The following is an 18,376-nucleotide window of genomic DNA, read 5'->3' as shown; positions in this document are numbered from 1 at the left end:
AAAATCTGGACAAAGCCAAATAGCGTTACTTTAAGATTATCCCTTTTGGAGATTTAAAAACACGACTTGCCGATAGCTTCAGAATTGGGACTGATGATGATACAGGATTAGTTTTTAAATTAACGTTAAACGGTGTCTCTACCTTAGCCTATAACCACAACTACAATTTGATAAGCGACTCTCTACAATATCTCATTAATAAACCCGCTGTTTTGCAATTTTCAATAAGAATTTGGGCAGTCACTCTCAAAAATAGCATTAAAAAATCAAAATTTTAAAAGTTTATAACTACAATTATCGTTTAAAATAGATTTCAGAGTTGATAAGTAATTCATACTTGATGCAACATTATGACTAACTACCAATAGTGAAAACTATTATTTAATACCCTAAGTGCACTTATGGATTACTTGTCAGCTTTATTTTGAACAAAAAAAGACCGACGACTTGATCAGAGTCATCGGTCTCTATTCTAGAATAATTTAAGCTTAATGTTTAAGTGTTTGGAAATAATTTAACGTAGGTTAAATTATTATGCTGGGTAGTAGTCACCTTGTGCAGCGATTACCCATTGGTTGTCAGTACCTAACTTCAAGGCTTGTTTGCCATTGATGTAACGTACAGCGAATACTTTATAGTTGCCACCATTTTCGATAGAACCAGTCTTTGTACCTTCAGCATCAGACAAAGTAATACCAGCAGCTACGTCAAATGTACCATCTAAAGCTTGTTCAGCTTCAAGATCAGCAGCTTTGACCCATTGGTTCTTGCCTAAACGATAAGCAATAGTGTTGCCATCAGCATCTTTAGATACTTCGAAAGCAGACCATTCGTTAACGTCAGTGCTCAACTTAGTACCAGAATCTTCAGTTGCAGCAGCATTAGTGTAGATAGTAGCAGCTTTGTAGTTAGAGTAAAGAGCTGTGCCGTTAGGTAATTTAGAAACAGTTACGTCAGCATCAGCATTTTCGTCAAATGCAGAAGCTTTAACATAACGCCAGTTACCATTGTCGTTCTTGTAGCCATAAGCTACAACTTCGCCAGTAACAGAGTTAGTAACTACACGAGTGTAATCAACAGTTTCGCCTTTAGCAATAGTGTCTTTAGTAGCAATTGTAGTAGCTTTGTCACGGTATACAGTAGCAGAAGCATTAGCAATTACAGAGCCTTTTTCAGCAGTAACATCAAGAGTTGCAGCTGCAAAAGTTACATTGTTAGCATCTACCCAAGTATTAGCAGCTGTATCAGCATCAGCAGATACGTGGTAAGCTACAACATCGCCGTTAGCATTTGTAGCTTTTTGATCAACTAATAATTGTGTGCCTTTATCACGGATCAAAGTACCAGTATAGTTATTTAAAGCTGAGTCGCTATAAGTGCGAACATCATCTTTAGTAGTAGTGATGTAACCTTGTGTAGCAGTTACAGTGTAGCCTTTAGAGATTGTTAACTCAGCAGCTGGAACAAGGTATACAGCACCATTTTTGTCGAATGAATAGTATTCAACACCAGCAGCATCAGTATAAACACCAGTTACATTTAATGTGCCATTTGTAAGTGCAGTTGTGATATTAGCATCATTTTTGCCAGTTTCAGTATTAATAGCTGTCTTAGAAACAGTAGCAGCAGCATCTTCATCAGCGGCTTGCACTGTAGCGCTAATGTTATACTTCAAGTTATAACCATTAGCTGGGATATACAAAGTACCATTTGTACCTTTTGCGCCGTCAGTAGCAAGATATGCACCTGGAGTTACGTAGAAGTAACCTTTTACTGTAGTTGTTTTAGCATCAACAGCAGCAGTTGTTGGTGTTGCAGTAACATCCTCAGCCCTTACGTAACCAGCATCAATCTTATAAGTGCCATCAGCTGTCTTTTCTGTATAAGGTGTTTCTGCAATTAAATCTACTGGGTCACCGTCAGCAACAGTACCTTCAGAATCAGAATACACTTGAGTAGTAGCAGTTTTCCCTACCAAATTACCATCAGTACTTTCTGGTTCGGCAGGAGAAACAGTAACTTGTACAGTTTGGTAAGTAGGTGTTACATTTGTAACATCAACTGCAGTCTTCCCAGCGATTGTTGCTTCTTTAGTTACACCACCCTCTTTAGCATAGACAGCAGTTCCAGTACCAAAGCTTTTAATAGTAGCATCAGCAATAAAATCAGGTGTAGTACCAGCTGTAGCAGCTTGTACTGTAGCAGGTTCGTTAGTTGTAGCTGTCACTGCAGGAGCGACAACTGGCGCAACTGCTAATAAAGCTGCAGCTGCAACGCCAAAATATTTAACTTTTGAAGATTTCTTCATGTGTGGTATTCCTCCTAAAATTCTCATAATTTATAATTGATACCATTACGATTATAACATATTTACCGTTTGTTTTGTACAATAAAGATCAAAGTAACCAAAGTCCCCGCGGTGGGCTTTGACGATGCTTTAATCTCCAGCTAGCTAGACACGGAAATCAGTATATCGTTGTTGGTCAATTATTTACCAACACAATCATGTTACAATAAAAAAGATGTTTTGTGAACTCTAAAAAGGATTTTTTTTGCTCTGCAATCAACTTTTAACATTTGGATTTCTTAAGATTATCTTAAAACGTTGGTATATCAACCTCGATTTTTTTATATTACAAGAGTATTACAAACAAAATATTCTAAAAAACTTTCAACTTTTCAGAAATTGGCGCCAATTTGAACTTAAAATCGCTAAATTTTTGACGCACATAATTCATTTTTTATTTACATAGCAAGCGCACAGACTTGCTATTTACCATAACTGGTTTTGCTAATTCTGTGTAGTACTGTCCTTGACAGTTTTACTGTATCCATTCTATTCTCCACAACGAAAAGGCGACAGACACAATAATGTGCCCGCCGCCTTTTTGCAACTATATGATACTGTTTTTAGATCATGAAAGTAATTTTAATTTCTAGTTTTAGTCTCGGGTTTGTGCTTAAAGAGTTCGGTAACGGTTCTGGAGACATACTGTGCCGCCATAATTTCATCATAAAGTGCCACATCATCTTTAATAAATAATTCAGATTTGGCAATGTTTTCCATCGCCCCCTTAACGACTGTCGGTTCTAAATCTTCTCGAACGTCATTTAATGATAGAGCACTGCGGTTACCCTCGCTGGTTTTAAAAATCATTTGTAGTTGTTTCATTTAATTTCCTCCTATTAGTCAGTCACAACAGAGTGACGTGTGACAATTTCGCTATCCACAAGTTCATCGGCTTCGCCAAAGCTGGCTAAAGTTGCCCCTAATGCTGAAACTTTTGCTTCATCGGGGTTTTTCACCACATTTTTGAATTGTCGCATTTTCTTACCATGTGGATAGTGATCGCCTGCCAGTGTGTAGTTTAAAGTTGTGCCGTTCCAATTAAGTGCCATTAATGTTGCCTCCTAAGTTTTTTTGTAAGGTTCGTTGCTAGCAAACTTGCTTACATAAACTAGTAACAATCCTAAACGCAAAAACGGAAATCTTTTTTTAAAAAAATGCTGTTATTTTTTAGCAAGCCTTAATTATCAAGGCTTTGGCCCTTCAAAATTTGAGGCACCTGCTCTGTACCAAAACACAACATCTAGTATGCTGAAAAAAATTTTGCACCTACCATTATTTTTTTAATTTCTCCAAAACGTTATTTTATCAAGGCTTTGCCGTCAGTCTTTAGTCTTAATTTTGCTTTTACGTTTCATTATCGTTACAAGGGTATTTCTTTTTTGAGTAATTTCGGTTATACTTTATGTTGGTATTCGTTACTGAATCGCTCATAATTGCAAAAGTCTCCCGATCGGTAGGGGGGCTTTTTGTTTACATAAAATTTTCCGCTTAAACGCACCCAAAAAACACCAGCCAAGGTATTGCCTCAGCTGGTGTTTTGTCGTTCAATTTAATTTTTATTCTGCAATTGCAATATATTCTGCGTTCACCCATTGGTTAGCCCCAAGGTTGAAGTATTGTTGGCCGTTGATCATCATGCTGCCCCACATCTCCCATTGGCTGCCGTTATCTAGGCGCCGGCCGGTGAAATGTAAGCCGTCTGGTTCAAAGACCCACAAGTTAACGCCCATATCTGGTAAGTAGTCGATTTGGCCAATTTGAGCCTCTTCGATCATGACAAATCTGGCGTTTACCCATTGGTTCTTCCCAACTTCATACCATGAAGAGCCGTCTTGTAGCGTTGCTTGGCGCATAACTTTCCATCTGGATTCGTTAGCTAACATCCGACCTTCTCCGTCAGCGTCTTTGACTTGTTTGCCTTCTGGCTTGTTATACAAAACAATCCCTTGGTTATCAGAGAAGAAGACTTTACCCACACCGTCAATATCTCTGTAAGCGGCTGTGGCAATGTAACTCGTGTCTGCAGTATCGCCTAAAGCCGTCACAGCTTCCGTTAAGGCGTCATTCGCTACCATGTAGTCGATAACGGTACTGTCATCAGATTTCAAAGCTGCAGCAGCGTTGTCTCTAGCAGTTACGAAAGCTGCCCAGACATCATCGACAGTTGAACCTTTAGTGTAATATTCTACTTCGCTGTACAAATCACTTAATTTTGTCTTTTCAGAGTAATTGGCATCAGTGCTTACTAAGCCCTTAATTGCGGTTTGTAAGTTGTCATAAGCGGTCTGGACGTTAGAAACAGATGCATCAAAGCCGCCTTCTAAGACAACCTCTGCGGCGTTTCTAGCAGTTACTACTTTAGCCCATGAATTCGTTGTGAAATCACTGGCGGACAAACGACCGACTTGCGTGTACAAGTCACCTAATTGTTTCAAAGCACTGCTGTCATTAGCTTCAACTAACTTGTCGATGGCATCGCTTAAGTAATCATAAGCATCATCTAATTGTGTTTGGCTTGGATTATCCAAAGATAAGATATATTTGGCATTAACTTGCGCATGGTTCAACGTATTCCATGAAGCTTGGGTGTAATCCCAAAGGTTGAAAGTCTCAGATTGCGTCACCAAATTGCGTAAAGTTTGTTCTGTCGTTGTCGTTGTGCTGCCATCTGTAATTGCTACTAAATCGTCCAAAGCCGTTTGCACATTGGCATTAGCTGCGTTCACCGCATTACTGGTTGCTTCTTTATCTAAATAGACGCTTTGAGCAGCTTGTATAGCACCCTGCAAGTTTTGATAAGTCTCATTGGTGTAGCCAGCTGGCTTGATAGCAGTCGCCTTGTCGAGTATCTGTCTGAGCACTGCTTTTTCTGCAGCTGTCGCAATACCGGAATCGTCTACAACCTTGACTAAGCCGTCAATAGCCGTGTTAATAGCGGTAGTTGCATTGTTAACTTGTTCTGATGTAGCATCAGTATCCGTGTAGATTTTATTTCCATTGTCGTAAACTGCTTTTGCAGCAGTGTAAGAATCCGCTGTGTAATCGGCCTCGTCTAATGCTTCAAATTTGTCTAGTGCTGCCTTTAAATCATCTTTTTCGTCCTGCGTAGCAACACCAGTGTCATCAGTATCGGTTGTCTCGTCACCCAGATCGGTAATTGCTGCTGTAATTGCACTAACCGCAGCATCAGCTTTACTTCCAAACGTATCAGTTGTTAGGTCTGCAGCTTCATAAATAGCTTTTGCAGTTTCAATTGCAGTGTTTAATGCTGTAATCTTGGCTTCAGGCTTACCCTTAGTAGCATCAGTACCAGCTTTAATTGCTGTTTGTAAATTATCATAAGTTGCTTTATCTGTTGCCGAGTCTGCCGTATAAGTTGTTTGTGCCTCATTTAGTGCATTATAAGCCTCAGTAGCGTCTGCCTCTGTATTTGTATTTTTTGTAATTACATCATTAGCTTCATCAAGCGCTCCTTGTAGCACTTGAACACTCGGCAAAGTAAAACCAGGCGTTTCGATTGTCTCTTTAGTACCGTCATCAGCTAATTTTTCAACAGTTTCAACTAAACCCTGCAAATCTCCTACGCTATAAGAATCTGCCTCTTTAACAACTTCGTTCTTGTCAGCATCTTGTTCTGTAGTAGAATCGGTTGTACCCTCTGCTGCAAATGCTGGGCTGACACTTTGCAATACTGGTGTCGCTAACATAACCGCACTGGCTGCTAATGTCGCTACTTTACCGTTTACTTTGACTTCTGTTGGTCTTTTATGTTTTGGTTTATACACTTTTCTACCCCACCCTTAATAGATAATATAACGTTTCGTTCTTCCAATATATAGATACAGGATCATTTTAACATATCTAAGATTAGATATAAGACTCCGCACTTGTGATTTAAGTATCTTTTAAAAAGCTTTAAGAAAAATTATCATTTTAAAAAGAACCCAGTCAGCCCGACTGAGTTCGTTTAACTGCATCACCTACCGCTTATTGCCACCACAATTTAATCAGCGCTTGTGTGCCGTCATTCCCCAGTCCTTTGTCTTCCACTAAAATCTGATAAAGCCGATTTGCTTCAAGGGTCGCTGGTAATTCAATTTTCATTTCTCGGGCACTGTCTAAGGCAATGCGGAGGTCTTTTAAGAAATGTTTGGCAAAAAAGCCAGGGGTATAATCATTTTTCAAAATTCTTGGGCCGTAGTTACTTAATGACCAGTTGGCTGCAGCGCCATTACCCACTGTATCTAAGACCGCCGCCAAATCTAAACCGGCTTTTTTAGCATACACTAGCATTTCTGTTAAACCCGTCATTGTGCCGGCAATCATAATTTGATTGGCCATTTTCGTATGCTGGCCGCTGCCGGCTGGACCGAAGTATTTCACTTGTTTGCCCATGGCGTTAAAAATATCTTGCTGGCCCTCAAACACGGCTTGATCGCCGCCCACCATAATGGTCAAAGTGGCGTTTTGAGCACCAATATCCCCGCCTGAAACTGGCGCATCTAACGCATCAATTTGATTGGCTTGGGCTTGGGCATAGATCCGTTGGGCGATGCTAGGCCGTGTGGTGGTCATGTCAATTAAGACTTGATTACTGTGGACGCCTTCAAAGATCCCATCTTGGCCGAAGTACACTTGTTGAACGTCTTCTGGAAAGCCTAGGATGGTGATGACCACGTCTGTAGCTTGGGCGACTTCTGCAGGGGTGTTTAGCCAAGTTGCGCCTGCATCTAGCACTGCTTTGGCATGGGCTTTTGTCCGGTTATAGACGGTGACTGGGAAGTCGTGGGCGATTAAGTTTTTGATCATCCCGGTCCCCATCACGCCGGTACCGATGAAACCGATTTTTTTTACCATAAATAATTGCCTCCTTGATTTTTGGACGGACAGGGGCGTTATTGTTTTTGTAAATACTTAAACAGATCATGGGCTAACGCCTTAGAAGTATGGGATTCAGGTTTTTTCTTACCATAGAAATAACGATTCCCCATTAAAACGACGCCGGTGTTTCCGGTTTTGTCTAAACAAAAGACATTTTCATAACCCGAAATACAGCCCCGTGCATACACATGATCGGCATAATTATAAATCCCCCCGCGATAATGACCGCCGGTAGCATCCCGCAATTGTGCCAGTGCCGTCTTTGATATAATTTTACCATGAATGACCGCCTGCTGTATGTGCAATAGGTCCCCTGCTGTAGAATACAGATTGCCGGTACCTAATTCCCGATTGTACGTGGGCTTGGTGATGGTCTCCGGTCGGCTGTAGCTGTAGTAATGAACACCGGTATTGCGGTAGCTAGTGGCCCAGTGCGTGGTATCCGGGTTGGGCATAAAGCCGGTGTTTTTCAGATGCAACGGTTTAAAGATGACCCGGTTTGCTTCTTGGGCATACGTCCGGCCGCTGACTTGTTCAATAATGCCGGCTAATAATAAGAAGTTAACGGCTTGATAGTTCCACTTATTTAATGAAGCCGCCACAAATTGTGTATTTTCGACGGCATAATTTACGATGTCTTTATCATTGGCGCTATAAAACGTTTGGGGCTTGGCCAGCCACAGTCCAGAACGCATATCCAGCATTTGCCGCAAGGTCACTTGTTTGCCCCCGGCGATATTAGGATAATATTGGGCTAATTTATCATCCAGGCTGACTTTGCCTTGTTGGACTTGATACATCAATAAGACGGCGGTGACGGATTTTTGTACCGAGGCCCATTGATACATGGTTTTGGCGCTATTTTTAATTTTTTGGTTGTAATTGGCGTAGCCGTAGCCTTGCTGATAGATGACGTGGCCGTTGCGGTAAAATAAGGCGGTGCCGGTAAAATGTGCCTGGCGTTTGAGTTTTTTGTTAATGTACTGCCGCTGGGTTCTTGTGAGTTGGTCCACATTCCCGGCCGTACTGGGGTTTTGCGTGCTGGCGGCCAGCGCCGTCGTTGGTGCCAGTGTGCCCCCTAACATAATGAGTACCAATAGCCATTTTAAGAGAGATCCTTTTGTTTTTATCATATGCCCTTCCCCTTTATATATGATCATCTTTATCATACCATTTCTGCTATTTTTCAGAGTGTTTCCGGCTTTGCGTGGCTGTCATTTTTTCAGGCAAAAACATTGAAGCCCATGCGTTGTTGTGATATATTTCACTTGTACTGACATCAAAAAATCTTTGAGATGAAAGACACAATGATGCGCCATTTGGCAGAATCATTTCTGAAGGCTTATTTTTTTGACGAAATGAGGCTGGTACAAAACTTGTGTTTTGTCCCAGCCTTTTTGTGTTTTTCTAATAGAGGGATGACAAATTATGGTTCATGATTTAATTGATCAATTATACCAAACCCATCATTTAACCCATGCCCAATGGGTGACGGTATTGACCGACTATACGCCTGATGATCAGGCCTATGCCACCCAATTGGCCCATGCATTGACGATCGCTAAGTTTGGCAAAAAGATCTTTTTCCGGGGGATTGTGGAGTATACGAACTACTGCCGCAATGACTGCCTGTACTGCGGTATCCGGCACAGCAATCATCAAGTAAAACGCTATCGTTTAAGCAAGGCTGAAATTTTGGCTTGCTGCGAAGATGGCTATCAAAATGGTTTTCGCACGTTTGTCCTGCAAGGCGGCGAGGATCCTTACTACACCACCGAGATCTTTGAAGAGATTATCGCTACCATTCACCAGCGTTATCCGGACTGTGCCATTACGTTGTCCATCGGTGAAAGTACAAAGGCGGCTTATCAGCGGTTCTTTGATGCGGGGGCGGATCGGTTTTTATTACGACATGAGACAGCGTCACCTGCCCTTTATCGCCGCTGGCATCCCGCTTACCAGCCGTTTGAGCATCGGATGCAGTGTTTAAAAGAACTAAAGGCCATTGGTTATCAGACGGGGTGCGGCTTTATGGTGGGGGCGCCGTTTCAAACGATTGCGGATTTAGCCACCGATATGGTCTTCACCACTGAATTTCAGCCGGAGATGATCGGGATTGGGCCGTTTATTCCCCATAGTCAAACACCGTTTAAAGCATATTCAGCGGGCAATGAACAATTAACTTTATTTATTTTGAGTTTATGCCGGATTTTACTGCCGGATGTTTTATTGCCGGCCACCACGGCTTTAGGGACGGTTCAAGGCAACGGCCGGCAGTTGGGGGTTTTGGCCGGCTGCAATGTGGTCATGCCCAATCTTTCACCGTTGCGTTTTCGCAAGCAGTATCTGCTTTATGACAACAAGGCCGGGATTAATGATGATGCGGCCACGGGGATTCAAAAATTATCAGAACAAATGCAAACCATCGGCTACCAAGTTGTGCGTAGCCGTGGCGATTTTCAACCTAGAAAGAAGGAGTATCATGCTTAAAATCGCAGTTTATGGTAAAGGTGGTATCGGGAAGTCCACCACCGTTTCAAATATGGCAGCCGCTATGGCGGACAAGGGTTTACAGGTGATGCAAATTGGATGTGATCCTAAAGCAGATTCCACGATTTTACTACGGGGGAATGAAAAGCTCACGACTATTTTGGATTTAGTTCGGACTAAGCAAGATCAATTTACGTTAGATGAAATGGTGCGGCTTGGTTACAAAAATATTGTCTGTGCGGAAGCCGGCGGACCAACACCGGGTTTAGGTTGTGCCGGTCGAGGAATTATTGCGGCGTTAACGAAATTGGCCGAAAAAGGCGCTTATGAGAAATATCAGCCCGATGTGGTGTTATACGATGTCTTAGGAGACGTGGTCTGCGGCGGCTTTACCATGCCGATGCGGCCGGGTTATGCGGATTATGTTGTCGTGGTTACTTCCGGTGAAAATATGTCTATTTATGCGGCGGCAAATATTGCCACGGCGGTTCAGCAGTTCCAAAACCGCAATTATGCCAAGTTTGCAGGCTTAGTGTTGAATCGGCGCAATGTCAAAGATGAGACTGCCAAAGTCCAGCAGTTGGCTGATGATATTGAGAGTAAAATCATTGGCAGTATCGACCGCAGTGATTTGATTCAAAGTGCTGAAGAATTGGGCAAAACGGTGGTGGAAGCTTTTCCTGAAGCGCCTTTAACCCAACAATACCGGAACACTGGCCGATCAAATTGTGACCAGCTGTGAGGTGTTATCATGTTAGACCGAACGCCGGAAAATTTTATTGCGTTAAAAAATATTGAAGGTCAGCACGTGGGCATTGATTTGCCACTGAACCAAGCGCATTTTCCGGTGCCCTTTTATCAGGGCTTGGAATACCCGCCACCTGCTCGGGGGGGTTGGAATATTGTACATATCGGCCTGACGTTACCCCAAGCCCACTTGATTTTTGTCTGTCCAGAAGGCTGTTTACGGGGTGTGGTATTAAGTGCGGCGGAGTTGGATTTGGCGCAGCGTTTTTCCACGATTGCGGTAGGCGAAGAAAATGTTTTGGAGGGGGATATGGAGGCCCAGGTGATTGAGGGCGTCAGTCATATTATTGAAGAACTCCCACAGCGGCCCCCTGCTGTTTTAGTGTATACCAGCTGTATTCATCAGTTCTTGGGCAGCGATATTGACTTGATTTACAGTCAATTGCGGCAGCGGTTCCCGGATATTGATTTTACCGATTGTTATATGTTTCCGATCATGCGCAAAAGCGGCCCTAATCCCGTGGAAATGATGCGTCAACAGCTTTACAGTTTGTTAACGCCTTTGCCTAAGGATCAGATGGCGGTGAATATTATTGGCAGTGATTATCCGCTGCCGCATGATAGTGATTTGTATCAGCTGCTGACGAGGCATGGTTTTTCGGTGCATGAGATTGGGACGTGTCAAGATTATGCGGCGTACAAGCAGATGGCGGCTAGTTCGGTGAATATTTCGATTCTGCCTTCTGCGATTAAGGCGGGTGAGTTGTTGGCGAAGAATTTGGGGCAGACTCATGTTTATTTACCGCTGAGTTTTGATTATGGGGAGATTGAGGCGCGTTTGGCTAAATTATGTGCGACGTTGCAGGTGCCTTATACGCCGGACAAAGAAGCGGTGGCCCAGGCGGAGTCGGCTTTAAAACAGGCTCAGGCGGTGATTGGGCAGACGCCGATTGCGATTGATTATTCTGCGGGGCCGCGGCCGTTGAGTTTGACGCGGATGCTGTTAACCCATGGTTTTAATGTGACGGATGTGTATGCGGATGCGTTTGAGGTGGAGGAACAAGCGGACTTTGACAAGCTGCAACAGCTCAAGCCGGATTTGATGATTCATCCGACTGAGGATGTGCAGATGCGTGTGGCCTCTCGGAAGCGGTCGGAAAAGACGTTAGCTATTGGGCAAAAGGCGGCTTATTTCACGGGTTCTGATTATTTTGTCAATATTATTGAGGGCGATGGGATGTATGGGCTCAGCGCGATTACCCGGTTGGCTCATTTGATGACTGCGGCGTTTGAAACGCCAAAAGATACGGCGGCACTCATTCCGGTTAAGGCGTTAAATTGGGGGTGCAGTTGCGTATTATGAAACATACAGCAAGTATTATTTCACGTTATACGGCAGATATTTCCGGTGTCTGTTCGGCGTTATATGAATTGGGCGGTATGACGGTGATGCATGATGCTGGGGGCTACGGTTCTCTTTATGCCACCCACGATGAACCCCGTTGGTATGATCAAGATAGTTTGATTTTTGTGTCTGGGTTGACGGAGACCCAGGCGATCTTAGGCGATGATCAGAAGTTTTTAGAGGATACCATTCAAGCGGCCCAGCGGTTAAAGCCGAGATTTATTGCGTTGACGGGTTCGCCTATTCCGATGGTGATTGGGACGGATTTTCCGGCGCTGGCTTTAGAGGTGGCGCAAGCAACAGATATCCCTACGTTTGGCTTTAACACGGACGGGATGCATCCCTATACGACGGGAATTGATCAGGCGTTAACGGCGATTGCGACGCGTTTTTGTACGGAAGCTTTGCCCAAAACACCAAATTTAACGGTGAATCTTTTAGGGGTGACGCCGTTGGATTTTTCGGTGAACGGTACGGTGTCTGCTTTAACGGAAAGTTTGGCTGCCCATGGGATTACGGTGCACAGTAATTGGGCGATGTATAACGACTTAGATGCTTTAAAAAAAGCCAGTCAGGCGCATGTTAATTTAGTGGTGACCACTGGCGGTTTAGGGGTGGCCAAGTTATTGCAACAGCGGTTCAAGATGCCTTATGTGGTGGGGATGCCTTATGGGCCGGCATTAATGGCCCAGGCGGTAACGGCCATTCAAACTGCCGATCAAACTGGTGTCAATCAATCTATTTTAAACTGCACAAAAGGTGCAGACACTTACTTCATTGGCGAGACGGTGACAACGATGTCTTTAGCTACGGCTTATCAGCAGGCCACTGGACAAGGCAGTCGGGTGATCTGTCCGGTGGATGCCCAGTCGGGTTTGTTAACTGAAAATGAATTGACGGCCCACGATGAAGATGATATTCGTGATTGCCTTAAAACAGCGACCACCATTGTGGCCGATCCCTTGTACCAACCGATCTGTCCGGCGTCTGCGCGTTTTGTCCCCTTGCCCCATGAGGCGTTTTCTGGGCGGATTTATCATGATACGATGCCAAATTTGGTCACGGATTTTGCGCCTTTTTTACAAAGTTTGGTTTAGATTAAGATTGGGTTACAACGGTTTTACATCGTTGTGGGATTTTTGTTTCGGTTAGGGTGCCATGTTATAATGAAGGCCATTATAGTCACAACTTTATGGAGGTTCAATAATGAAAAAAACACTTCTGGCTCTGGTGGCGAGTGCTACGCTTTTACTGGCAGCCGGCTGCAGCAACAATAGCAGTGCTAAGTCCACCAGCAGCAGTAATGATGGTACGTACGATACGGCTTTATCGAATGGGAAGTCGGCCATCAGCGATAGTAATTATGAACAAGCCCAGGCTTACTACAAGATGGCCACAACGATTAAAACAAATGATGCTAAGGCGGCGGCTTATTACAAGCAAGCTCAGGCTTTGGCGGATGCACAGACTAATATTGATGACTTAGACTTTGATAAGGCTTTAGATCAATTGAAGGTTGTCACAACGACGCCCAATGGTTTGACGGCGATGAATAATAAGGCAAAGACGATCAAGCAGTCTGTGAAGAAGATTATCAAGAACCGCAAGGCCCTCAACAAGCTTTACAATACGGCCAAACAGCAAAATGCGGATAAGAATTATGCTCAAGCAGATGCCATTTTATCGCAATTATTATCCCAAGATAAAATCGGCCAAGATGCTTATGTAGACATTCGCTTAGAAGCGCTGTCTTTAAAGGCGGATAATAGTGCGGCGGCAGCTGAAAGTGGTCAAACAACCACTGATGTGCCAACAACGGACTCATCTTCTTCCAGCAGCAACAATGCGGCTACTTCAAGTTCTGATGCACCTGCAGAAGAGCAGTCTAAAGCTGCCAGCGGCGGAGAATACACTCAAGATCAAGACACCACTGTCAACGGCAAAGCTGTCACTGCCGCTCAGATCACAAAAGCTAGAAGCCAGCTTAAAGATCAAGGCGTTGACACCAGCGCCTGGTCCGATCTAGACATCATCCATGCCATCCAAAACGCCGCAGCAGACGGCCGCAGCACCGTCAAAGAATCAGACATGAGTAATTATAAATAGAGCGAGACAAAAGACGGGTTGATTTTGAGCATAGCCTAGGCTAACGCCGTGAGCGGTTTTCGCTTACAAGTTAGACGTAGCTAAGCGCAAAAATCAGTCTTTGGGAGCGCGTTTAGAGCGAGAACTAGAGCGGGAAAGCCTCGAGCACTAACCTAGAATCTTGCAGGGTGTCGTCAGACACACAAGAGATTCGTAGTTAGGTGAGAGCTTTGCTCTAGTGAACGCGTTTTAGACCCAGAGCGAGAAAAGCTACGGTTTGACGATGCACGTAACCTAGACTTATTCATATATAATCAAGTCAAAACGATTACAAAAATTAAGCGTCCATTACTTTTTTGACAAAATGTCAAATTTGGTAATTGACGCTTATTATTTTTGATAAATTTAAGCCTAATTTATATGTTATACTTTGCACAATAATTGGGAAAGCGTTTTGATGGAGGAATTAAAATGTACAAAAACTGTCCAAATTGCGGCGCACGGGTGCTCAGTGACATGCGCTTTTGTAACAACTGCGGCTATGATTTTGCCAACGTTAACGATCAACCTGCTGGGCAACATCCCCAAGGGCAAAGTCCTTATGCCCAGTCCATAAATCACCCTAGTTCAGCCGCACAGCCCACTAGTTTAAGACAACCGACTAATACCGCACCACCCACTCAACAGCATCGGCGTCAAAGTCACACTTCAGCGACCGCTACTAAAACCAACGGCAACTATTGGCAGTTTTTACTTTCTGGCCTAAGCCATCCTTTAAAAGTACAAGTTTCATTTGATCGGCGATTCGGCTTGATTTCATTAACACTTAGCGCATTATTGGCCGCTATCGCCACTGCTGTAAGCACGGATAGTATTCTAAACAGTCCTCTAACCGTTGGCCTACATAGCTTTATTTTATTACTCGCCAGCAATTTTATTATTGCATCCACAGCCTTTTTGGCACGTTGGGTCTTTTTAGGAGATCACAGTCAAAATTACCTGACCAGTTTAACCACTTTTGCCCACCATACAAATCTGATGATCTTCATCAGCATATTACTTTTGTTGTGGCAAATTATTGATTTAAATGTCATTGGCTATTACTTTATTTTTAGCATCGGCGGCTTATTCTTACAGCTCAGTCTAATGGCAATGATTCTTGATACAACACCTAAAAAGAAAATGGATAAAGGGTATGCTTACTTGATAGCCAGTGTTATCATTGTCTTCGCCATCGGCTTTGTCATTGCCATCCTTGGCGTTTCAACTTTAAATGACCTCATTCAAAATAGCAGCACCCTATTCACGTAACTCGAAGTAATTTATTAATAAAAAAGGCCTTGAGAAAATAAAAATCTCAAAGGCTTTTTTAATTTAGTGTTATTTTTATCATAAATTAATATAGATACTATGTTATAATAACAACAGCAAAGAAGCTAAGACGGTGGCTATTTCAAGATTGGGGTGATGCCTATGGTTGATCAAACCGTAGTGACACATTCTAGGAAAGGAGATAGCCTAGTGTCAGTTCATGACACGCTAGATTTAATGCTAAGATTTGGCGATTTATTATGCCATATCTTTGGTATTATTCTAGTTTTGATTGGAATTAAAATCAGTCAAAAAAAATAACCGTCTTACTTTGATCGAGTAACGGTTATTTCTGTTATCAAGTCACCGTCTTAAACGGCTTTGCTAAGGCTAATGTTGTTCCCGCAACATTAGCCTCTTTTCGTGTTTATTATAACATAGTTATTTAGATTTAGCTTACTTTTTTGCCAATTATAAGTTCTAAAATTATGCTTGTTTTGAGCATTATTCTAGTTTTGATTGGGATTAAAATCAATCAAAAAAATAACCGTCTTACTTTGACAAGGTAACGGTTATTTCAATTACAAAGTCACCGTCTTAAACGGCTTTGCTAAGGCTAATGTTGTTACCGCAACATTAGCCTCTTTTCGTGCTTATTATAACATAGTTATTTAGATTTAGCTTGCTTTTTGCTAATTATAAGCTCTAAAATTACATTTGCTTAGAAGATAGCTGCTTTATAAAACAATGTTATTTTTACTATATAGTAGTATAGATGTTATGTTATAATAACAACAGCAAAGAAGCTAAGACGGTGGCTATTTCAAGATTGGAGTGATGCCTATGGTTGATCAAACCGTAGTGACACATTCTAGGAAAGGAGATAGCCTAGTGTCAGTTCATGACACGCTAGATTTAATGCTAAGATTTGGCGATTTATTATGCCACATCTTCGGCATTATTCTAGTTTTGATTGGGATTAAAATCAATCAAAAAAAATAACCGTCTTACTTTGACAAGGTAACGGTTATTCCAGTTATTAAGTCACCGTCTTAAACGGCTTTGCTAGGGCTAATGTTGTGGCAACAACATTAGCCTCTTTTCGTGTTTATTATAACATAGTTATTTAGATTTAGCTTACTTTTTTGCCAATTATAAGTTCTAAAATTATGCTTGCTTTGAGCATTATTCTAGTTTTGATTGGGATTAAAATCAATCAAAAAAATAACCGTCTTACTTTGAACGAGTAACGGTTATTTCTGTTACAAAGTCACCGTCTTAAATGGCTTTGCTAGGGCTAATGTTGTTCCCTCAACATTAGCCTCTTTTCGTGTTTATTATAACATAGTTATTTTACATTTCCAGCTTCTTATTCGGGAAATGTACCAGTTAAAACACGATCAATCATATCTAATACACCACTGTGATTATTATCCAACGGTGTGGTAGGTAGCCCAAATTCGTGCATGGATTTAGTCGCATTCTTCATAACATAGCCATGCTTAACATGCTGCAACATTTCCAAATCATTAAAATTATCACCAAAGGCCATAATTTCATCTTTAGACAACTGCCAATAGTCTCGCAACTGATCAATGCCAAACGCCTTGTTCACACCATTGGGAATAATATCAATACTGCCAGAGCCACTTGGCGTTGCGTGGAGATAGTCGCCAAATAACGCATTGAGTTTTTCAGACTGTGTTTCAATATCATGATAGCGCCAGTCCAAATTTACTTTATAAATTTCATCATTCACCTGCATTAAATCTGGCACAACAGCGATATCATGCAAGTAATATTGGACAATGTCATCATTTATTGTCGGATCATTTGCTTGTAAATACGTATTTTGTTTACCAGACAAGCGTACATGGGCGTTATCAAAAATTTCATGTGCCGCTAAGTGCGTTAGTAGTTCATGAACCGTCTGCATTGGGATCATCGTTTCACTAATAACTTTAGCCCCATCCACAATATGACTGCCATTTTCCGCTACAAAAGTCGTCAAGGGGGACTTACGGTCAAAAATATAATGCAGATGCGGTAATTGATTCCCGCTGGCGACTGCAAACCGAATGCCTTGTTTTTGCATTTCAGCGTATTGGGCATTGAACCGATCAACATCATAATTATGGGCATCATCAAAAAATGTGCCGTCAATATCTGTAACGATCAAACGAATACTCAAAAAAATAGCCTCCAATTTTTTAACGAAAAGTTTTCCTCCCCTCATTATCTTAGATACGGCCCACTTATTCAAGGGGCTTCTTAACTTTCGGTGTTATTGAAGATGGCAATCCGTCACTTACAAACGGCTGATCCAAATCAAAAGGCACTGGCCGCTTTAACGTCAATGTCTGAGGTGTCACGGCACAGTCGTAAGCCAAGACTTGTACCCCCTTAGCTTGGGCTTGGGCAATCGCTTCAGCCAACGGCGCATAAATTGCCCGATTAATCGTTACTTTGTGAATATCTGCCATTTGAATAACAAAAAATAAATAGGCTCGGTAACCGGCATCAATCGCCTTTTCTAACGTATGCACATGTTTTAAGCCCCGAGTTGTCGGCGCATCTGGAAAAGCAGCAATCCCCTGATTGACCAAAGTCACCCCTTTAACTTCTAAGAAAAAAGGCTCACTTTTAGTGCCGAATCCCATAAAATCCACCCGCGAATCTAAAAATTGAACTTCGGGCATCACTTTTGTAATCCGTTCAATGCCCGGTAAATGAATGTCGTTTTGGGTTAACCCTTCATTGACCACCACATTAGGTGCTTGTGAATCAATATTGATCCAGATTTGATCGTATTTTTTAGCAGCGACTAAATCGTATAATGTTTTGCGGTTTGGTCGATCACTTTTTACTAAAGCTGTCGTTACCCCCGGCTGTAAGATGGATGTTCGGCCGGTATTTTTAACGTGAACTGTCACAATTTCGTTAGTGGTCAATAATTGACAGTGAGCCACAAAACGATTGGGCCGATCAATAAATCGGGCTAAATATGTATTAGAATACTCCATGAATTACTCCTTAAGTCCCTATTGTTTTTATGCATTTCATTTTACAATATCGGTATAGATTAAACGTGAGTCATTTGAAAAACG

Annotated in this window: 14 protein-coding genes; 6 read left to right on the top strand and 8 right to left on the bottom strand. The window is 42.3% G+C overall.

Going from position 1 to position 18,376, the window contains the following annotated elements:
* Positions 1-532: 532 nt before the first annotated feature.
* From EKM93_RS08705 to EKM93_RS08680, 6 genes are all read right to left on the bottom strand, one after another.
* Positions 533-2,308 (bottom strand): hypothetical protein, encoded by a 1,776-nt coding sequence (locus tag EKM93_RS08705; RefSeq protein WP_125715022.1) that lies wholly within the window; start codon positions 2,306-2,308, stop codon positions 533-535.
* A 621-nt stretch (positions 2,309-2,929) separates the two neighbouring features.
* Positions 2,930-3,172 carry a DUF2922 domain-containing protein gene (locus EKM93_RS08700; RefSeq protein ID WP_125715020.1) on the bottom strand — a complete coding sequence of 81 codons (243 nt, stop codon included), beginning with the start codon at positions 3,170-3,172 and terminating at the stop codon, positions 2,930-2,932.
* Positions 3,173-3,186: 14 nt separating this feature from the next.
* Positions 3,187-3,399 carry a hypothetical protein gene (locus EKM93_RS08695; protein ID WP_125715018.1) on the bottom strand — a complete coding sequence of 71 codons (213 nt, stop codon included), beginning with the start codon at positions 3,397-3,399 and terminating at the stop codon, positions 3,187-3,189.
* A gap of 507 nt (positions 3,400-3,906) precedes the next feature.
* Positions 3,907-6,135, bottom strand: coding sequence for an SLAP domain-containing protein (locus tag EKM93_RS08690; protein ID WP_125715016.1), 2,229 nt, complete (start codon positions 6,133-6,135; stop codon positions 3,907-3,909).
* 202 nt (positions 6,136-6,337) lie between these two features.
* Positions 6,338-7,207, bottom strand: coding sequence for an NAD(P)-dependent oxidoreductase (locus EKM93_RS08685; RefSeq protein WP_125715014.1), 870 nt, complete (start codon positions 7,205-7,207; stop codon positions 6,338-6,340).
* 38 nt (positions 7,208-7,245) lie between these two features.
* Positions 7,246-8,364 (bottom strand): serine hydrolase domain-containing protein, encoded by a 1,119-nt coding sequence (locus EKM93_RS08680; RefSeq protein ID WP_164507044.1) that lies wholly within the window; start codon positions 8,362-8,364, stop codon positions 7,246-7,248.
* Positions 8,365-8,659: 295 nt separating this feature from the next.
* Here EKM93_RS08680 and hydE point away from each other — a divergent pair, with 295 nt between their 5' ends.
* From hydE to EKM93_RS08650, 6 genes are all read left to right on the top strand, one after another.
* On the top strand, positions 8,660-9,721 hold the full coding sequence (hydE, locus tag EKM93_RS08675) for a [FeFe] hydrogenase H-cluster radical SAM maturase HydE (protein WP_125715010.1): 1,062 nt from the start codon (positions 8,660-8,662) through the stop codon (positions 9,719-9,721).
* Complete coding sequence (locus tag EKM93_RS08670) at positions 9,714-10,463, top strand: nucleotide-binding protein (protein ID WP_125715009.1); 750 nt, start codon at positions 9,714-9,716, stop codon at positions 10,461-10,463. The genes hydE and EKM93_RS08670 overlap by 8 nt, the downstream gene beginning before the upstream one ends.
* 9 nt (positions 10,464-10,472) lie before the next feature.
* Positions 10,473-11,831: a nitrogenase component 1 gene (locus EKM93_RS08665; RefSeq protein ID WP_125715007.1), complete on the top strand. Its 1,359-nt coding sequence runs from the start codon at positions 10,473-10,475 to the stop codon at positions 11,829-11,831.
* Positions 11,828-12,970: a nitrogenase component 1 gene (locus tag EKM93_RS08660; RefSeq protein ID WP_125715005.1), complete on the top strand. Its 1,143-nt coding sequence runs from the start codon at positions 11,828-11,830 to the stop codon at positions 12,968-12,970. The genes EKM93_RS08665 and EKM93_RS08660 overlap by 4 nt, the downstream gene beginning before the upstream one ends.
* A gap of 109 nt (positions 12,971-13,079) precedes the next feature.
* Positions 13,080-13,979, top strand: coding sequence for a hypothetical protein (locus EKM93_RS08655; protein WP_125715003.1), 900 nt, complete (start codon positions 13,080-13,082; stop codon positions 13,977-13,979).
* A 450-nt stretch (positions 13,980-14,429) separates the two neighbouring features.
* A complete protein-coding gene (locus tag EKM93_RS08650) occupies positions 14,430-15,269 on the top strand; it encodes a zinc ribbon domain-containing protein (RefSeq protein ID WP_125715001.1) in 840 nt (279 codons plus the stop codon).
* A gap of 1,369 nt (positions 15,270-16,638) precedes the next feature.
* Here the strand turns inward: EKM93_RS08650 and EKM93_RS08635 are convergent.
* Entirely contained in the window at positions 16,639-17,460 is an 822-nt protein-coding gene (locus EKM93_RS08635; protein WP_164507041.1) for a Cof-type HAD-IIB family hydrolase, read from the bottom strand.
* A 64-nt stretch (positions 17,461-17,524) separates the two neighbouring features.
* Positions 17,525-18,292, bottom strand: a complete 768-nt coding sequence (sfsA, locus tag EKM93_RS08630; protein WP_125714994.1) for a DNA/RNA nuclease SfsA — start codon at positions 18,290-18,292, stop codon at positions 17,525-17,527.
* Positions 18,293-18,376: the final 84 nt, after the last annotated feature.

It is taken from the genome of Agrilactobacillus yilanensis, assembly GCF_003946725.1.
Classification (GTDB): Bacteria; Bacillota; Bacilli; order Lactobacillales; family Lactobacillaceae; genus Agrilactobacillus; species Agrilactobacillus yilanensis.
This window is presented reverse-complemented; position numbering and strand designations above follow the sequence as displayed.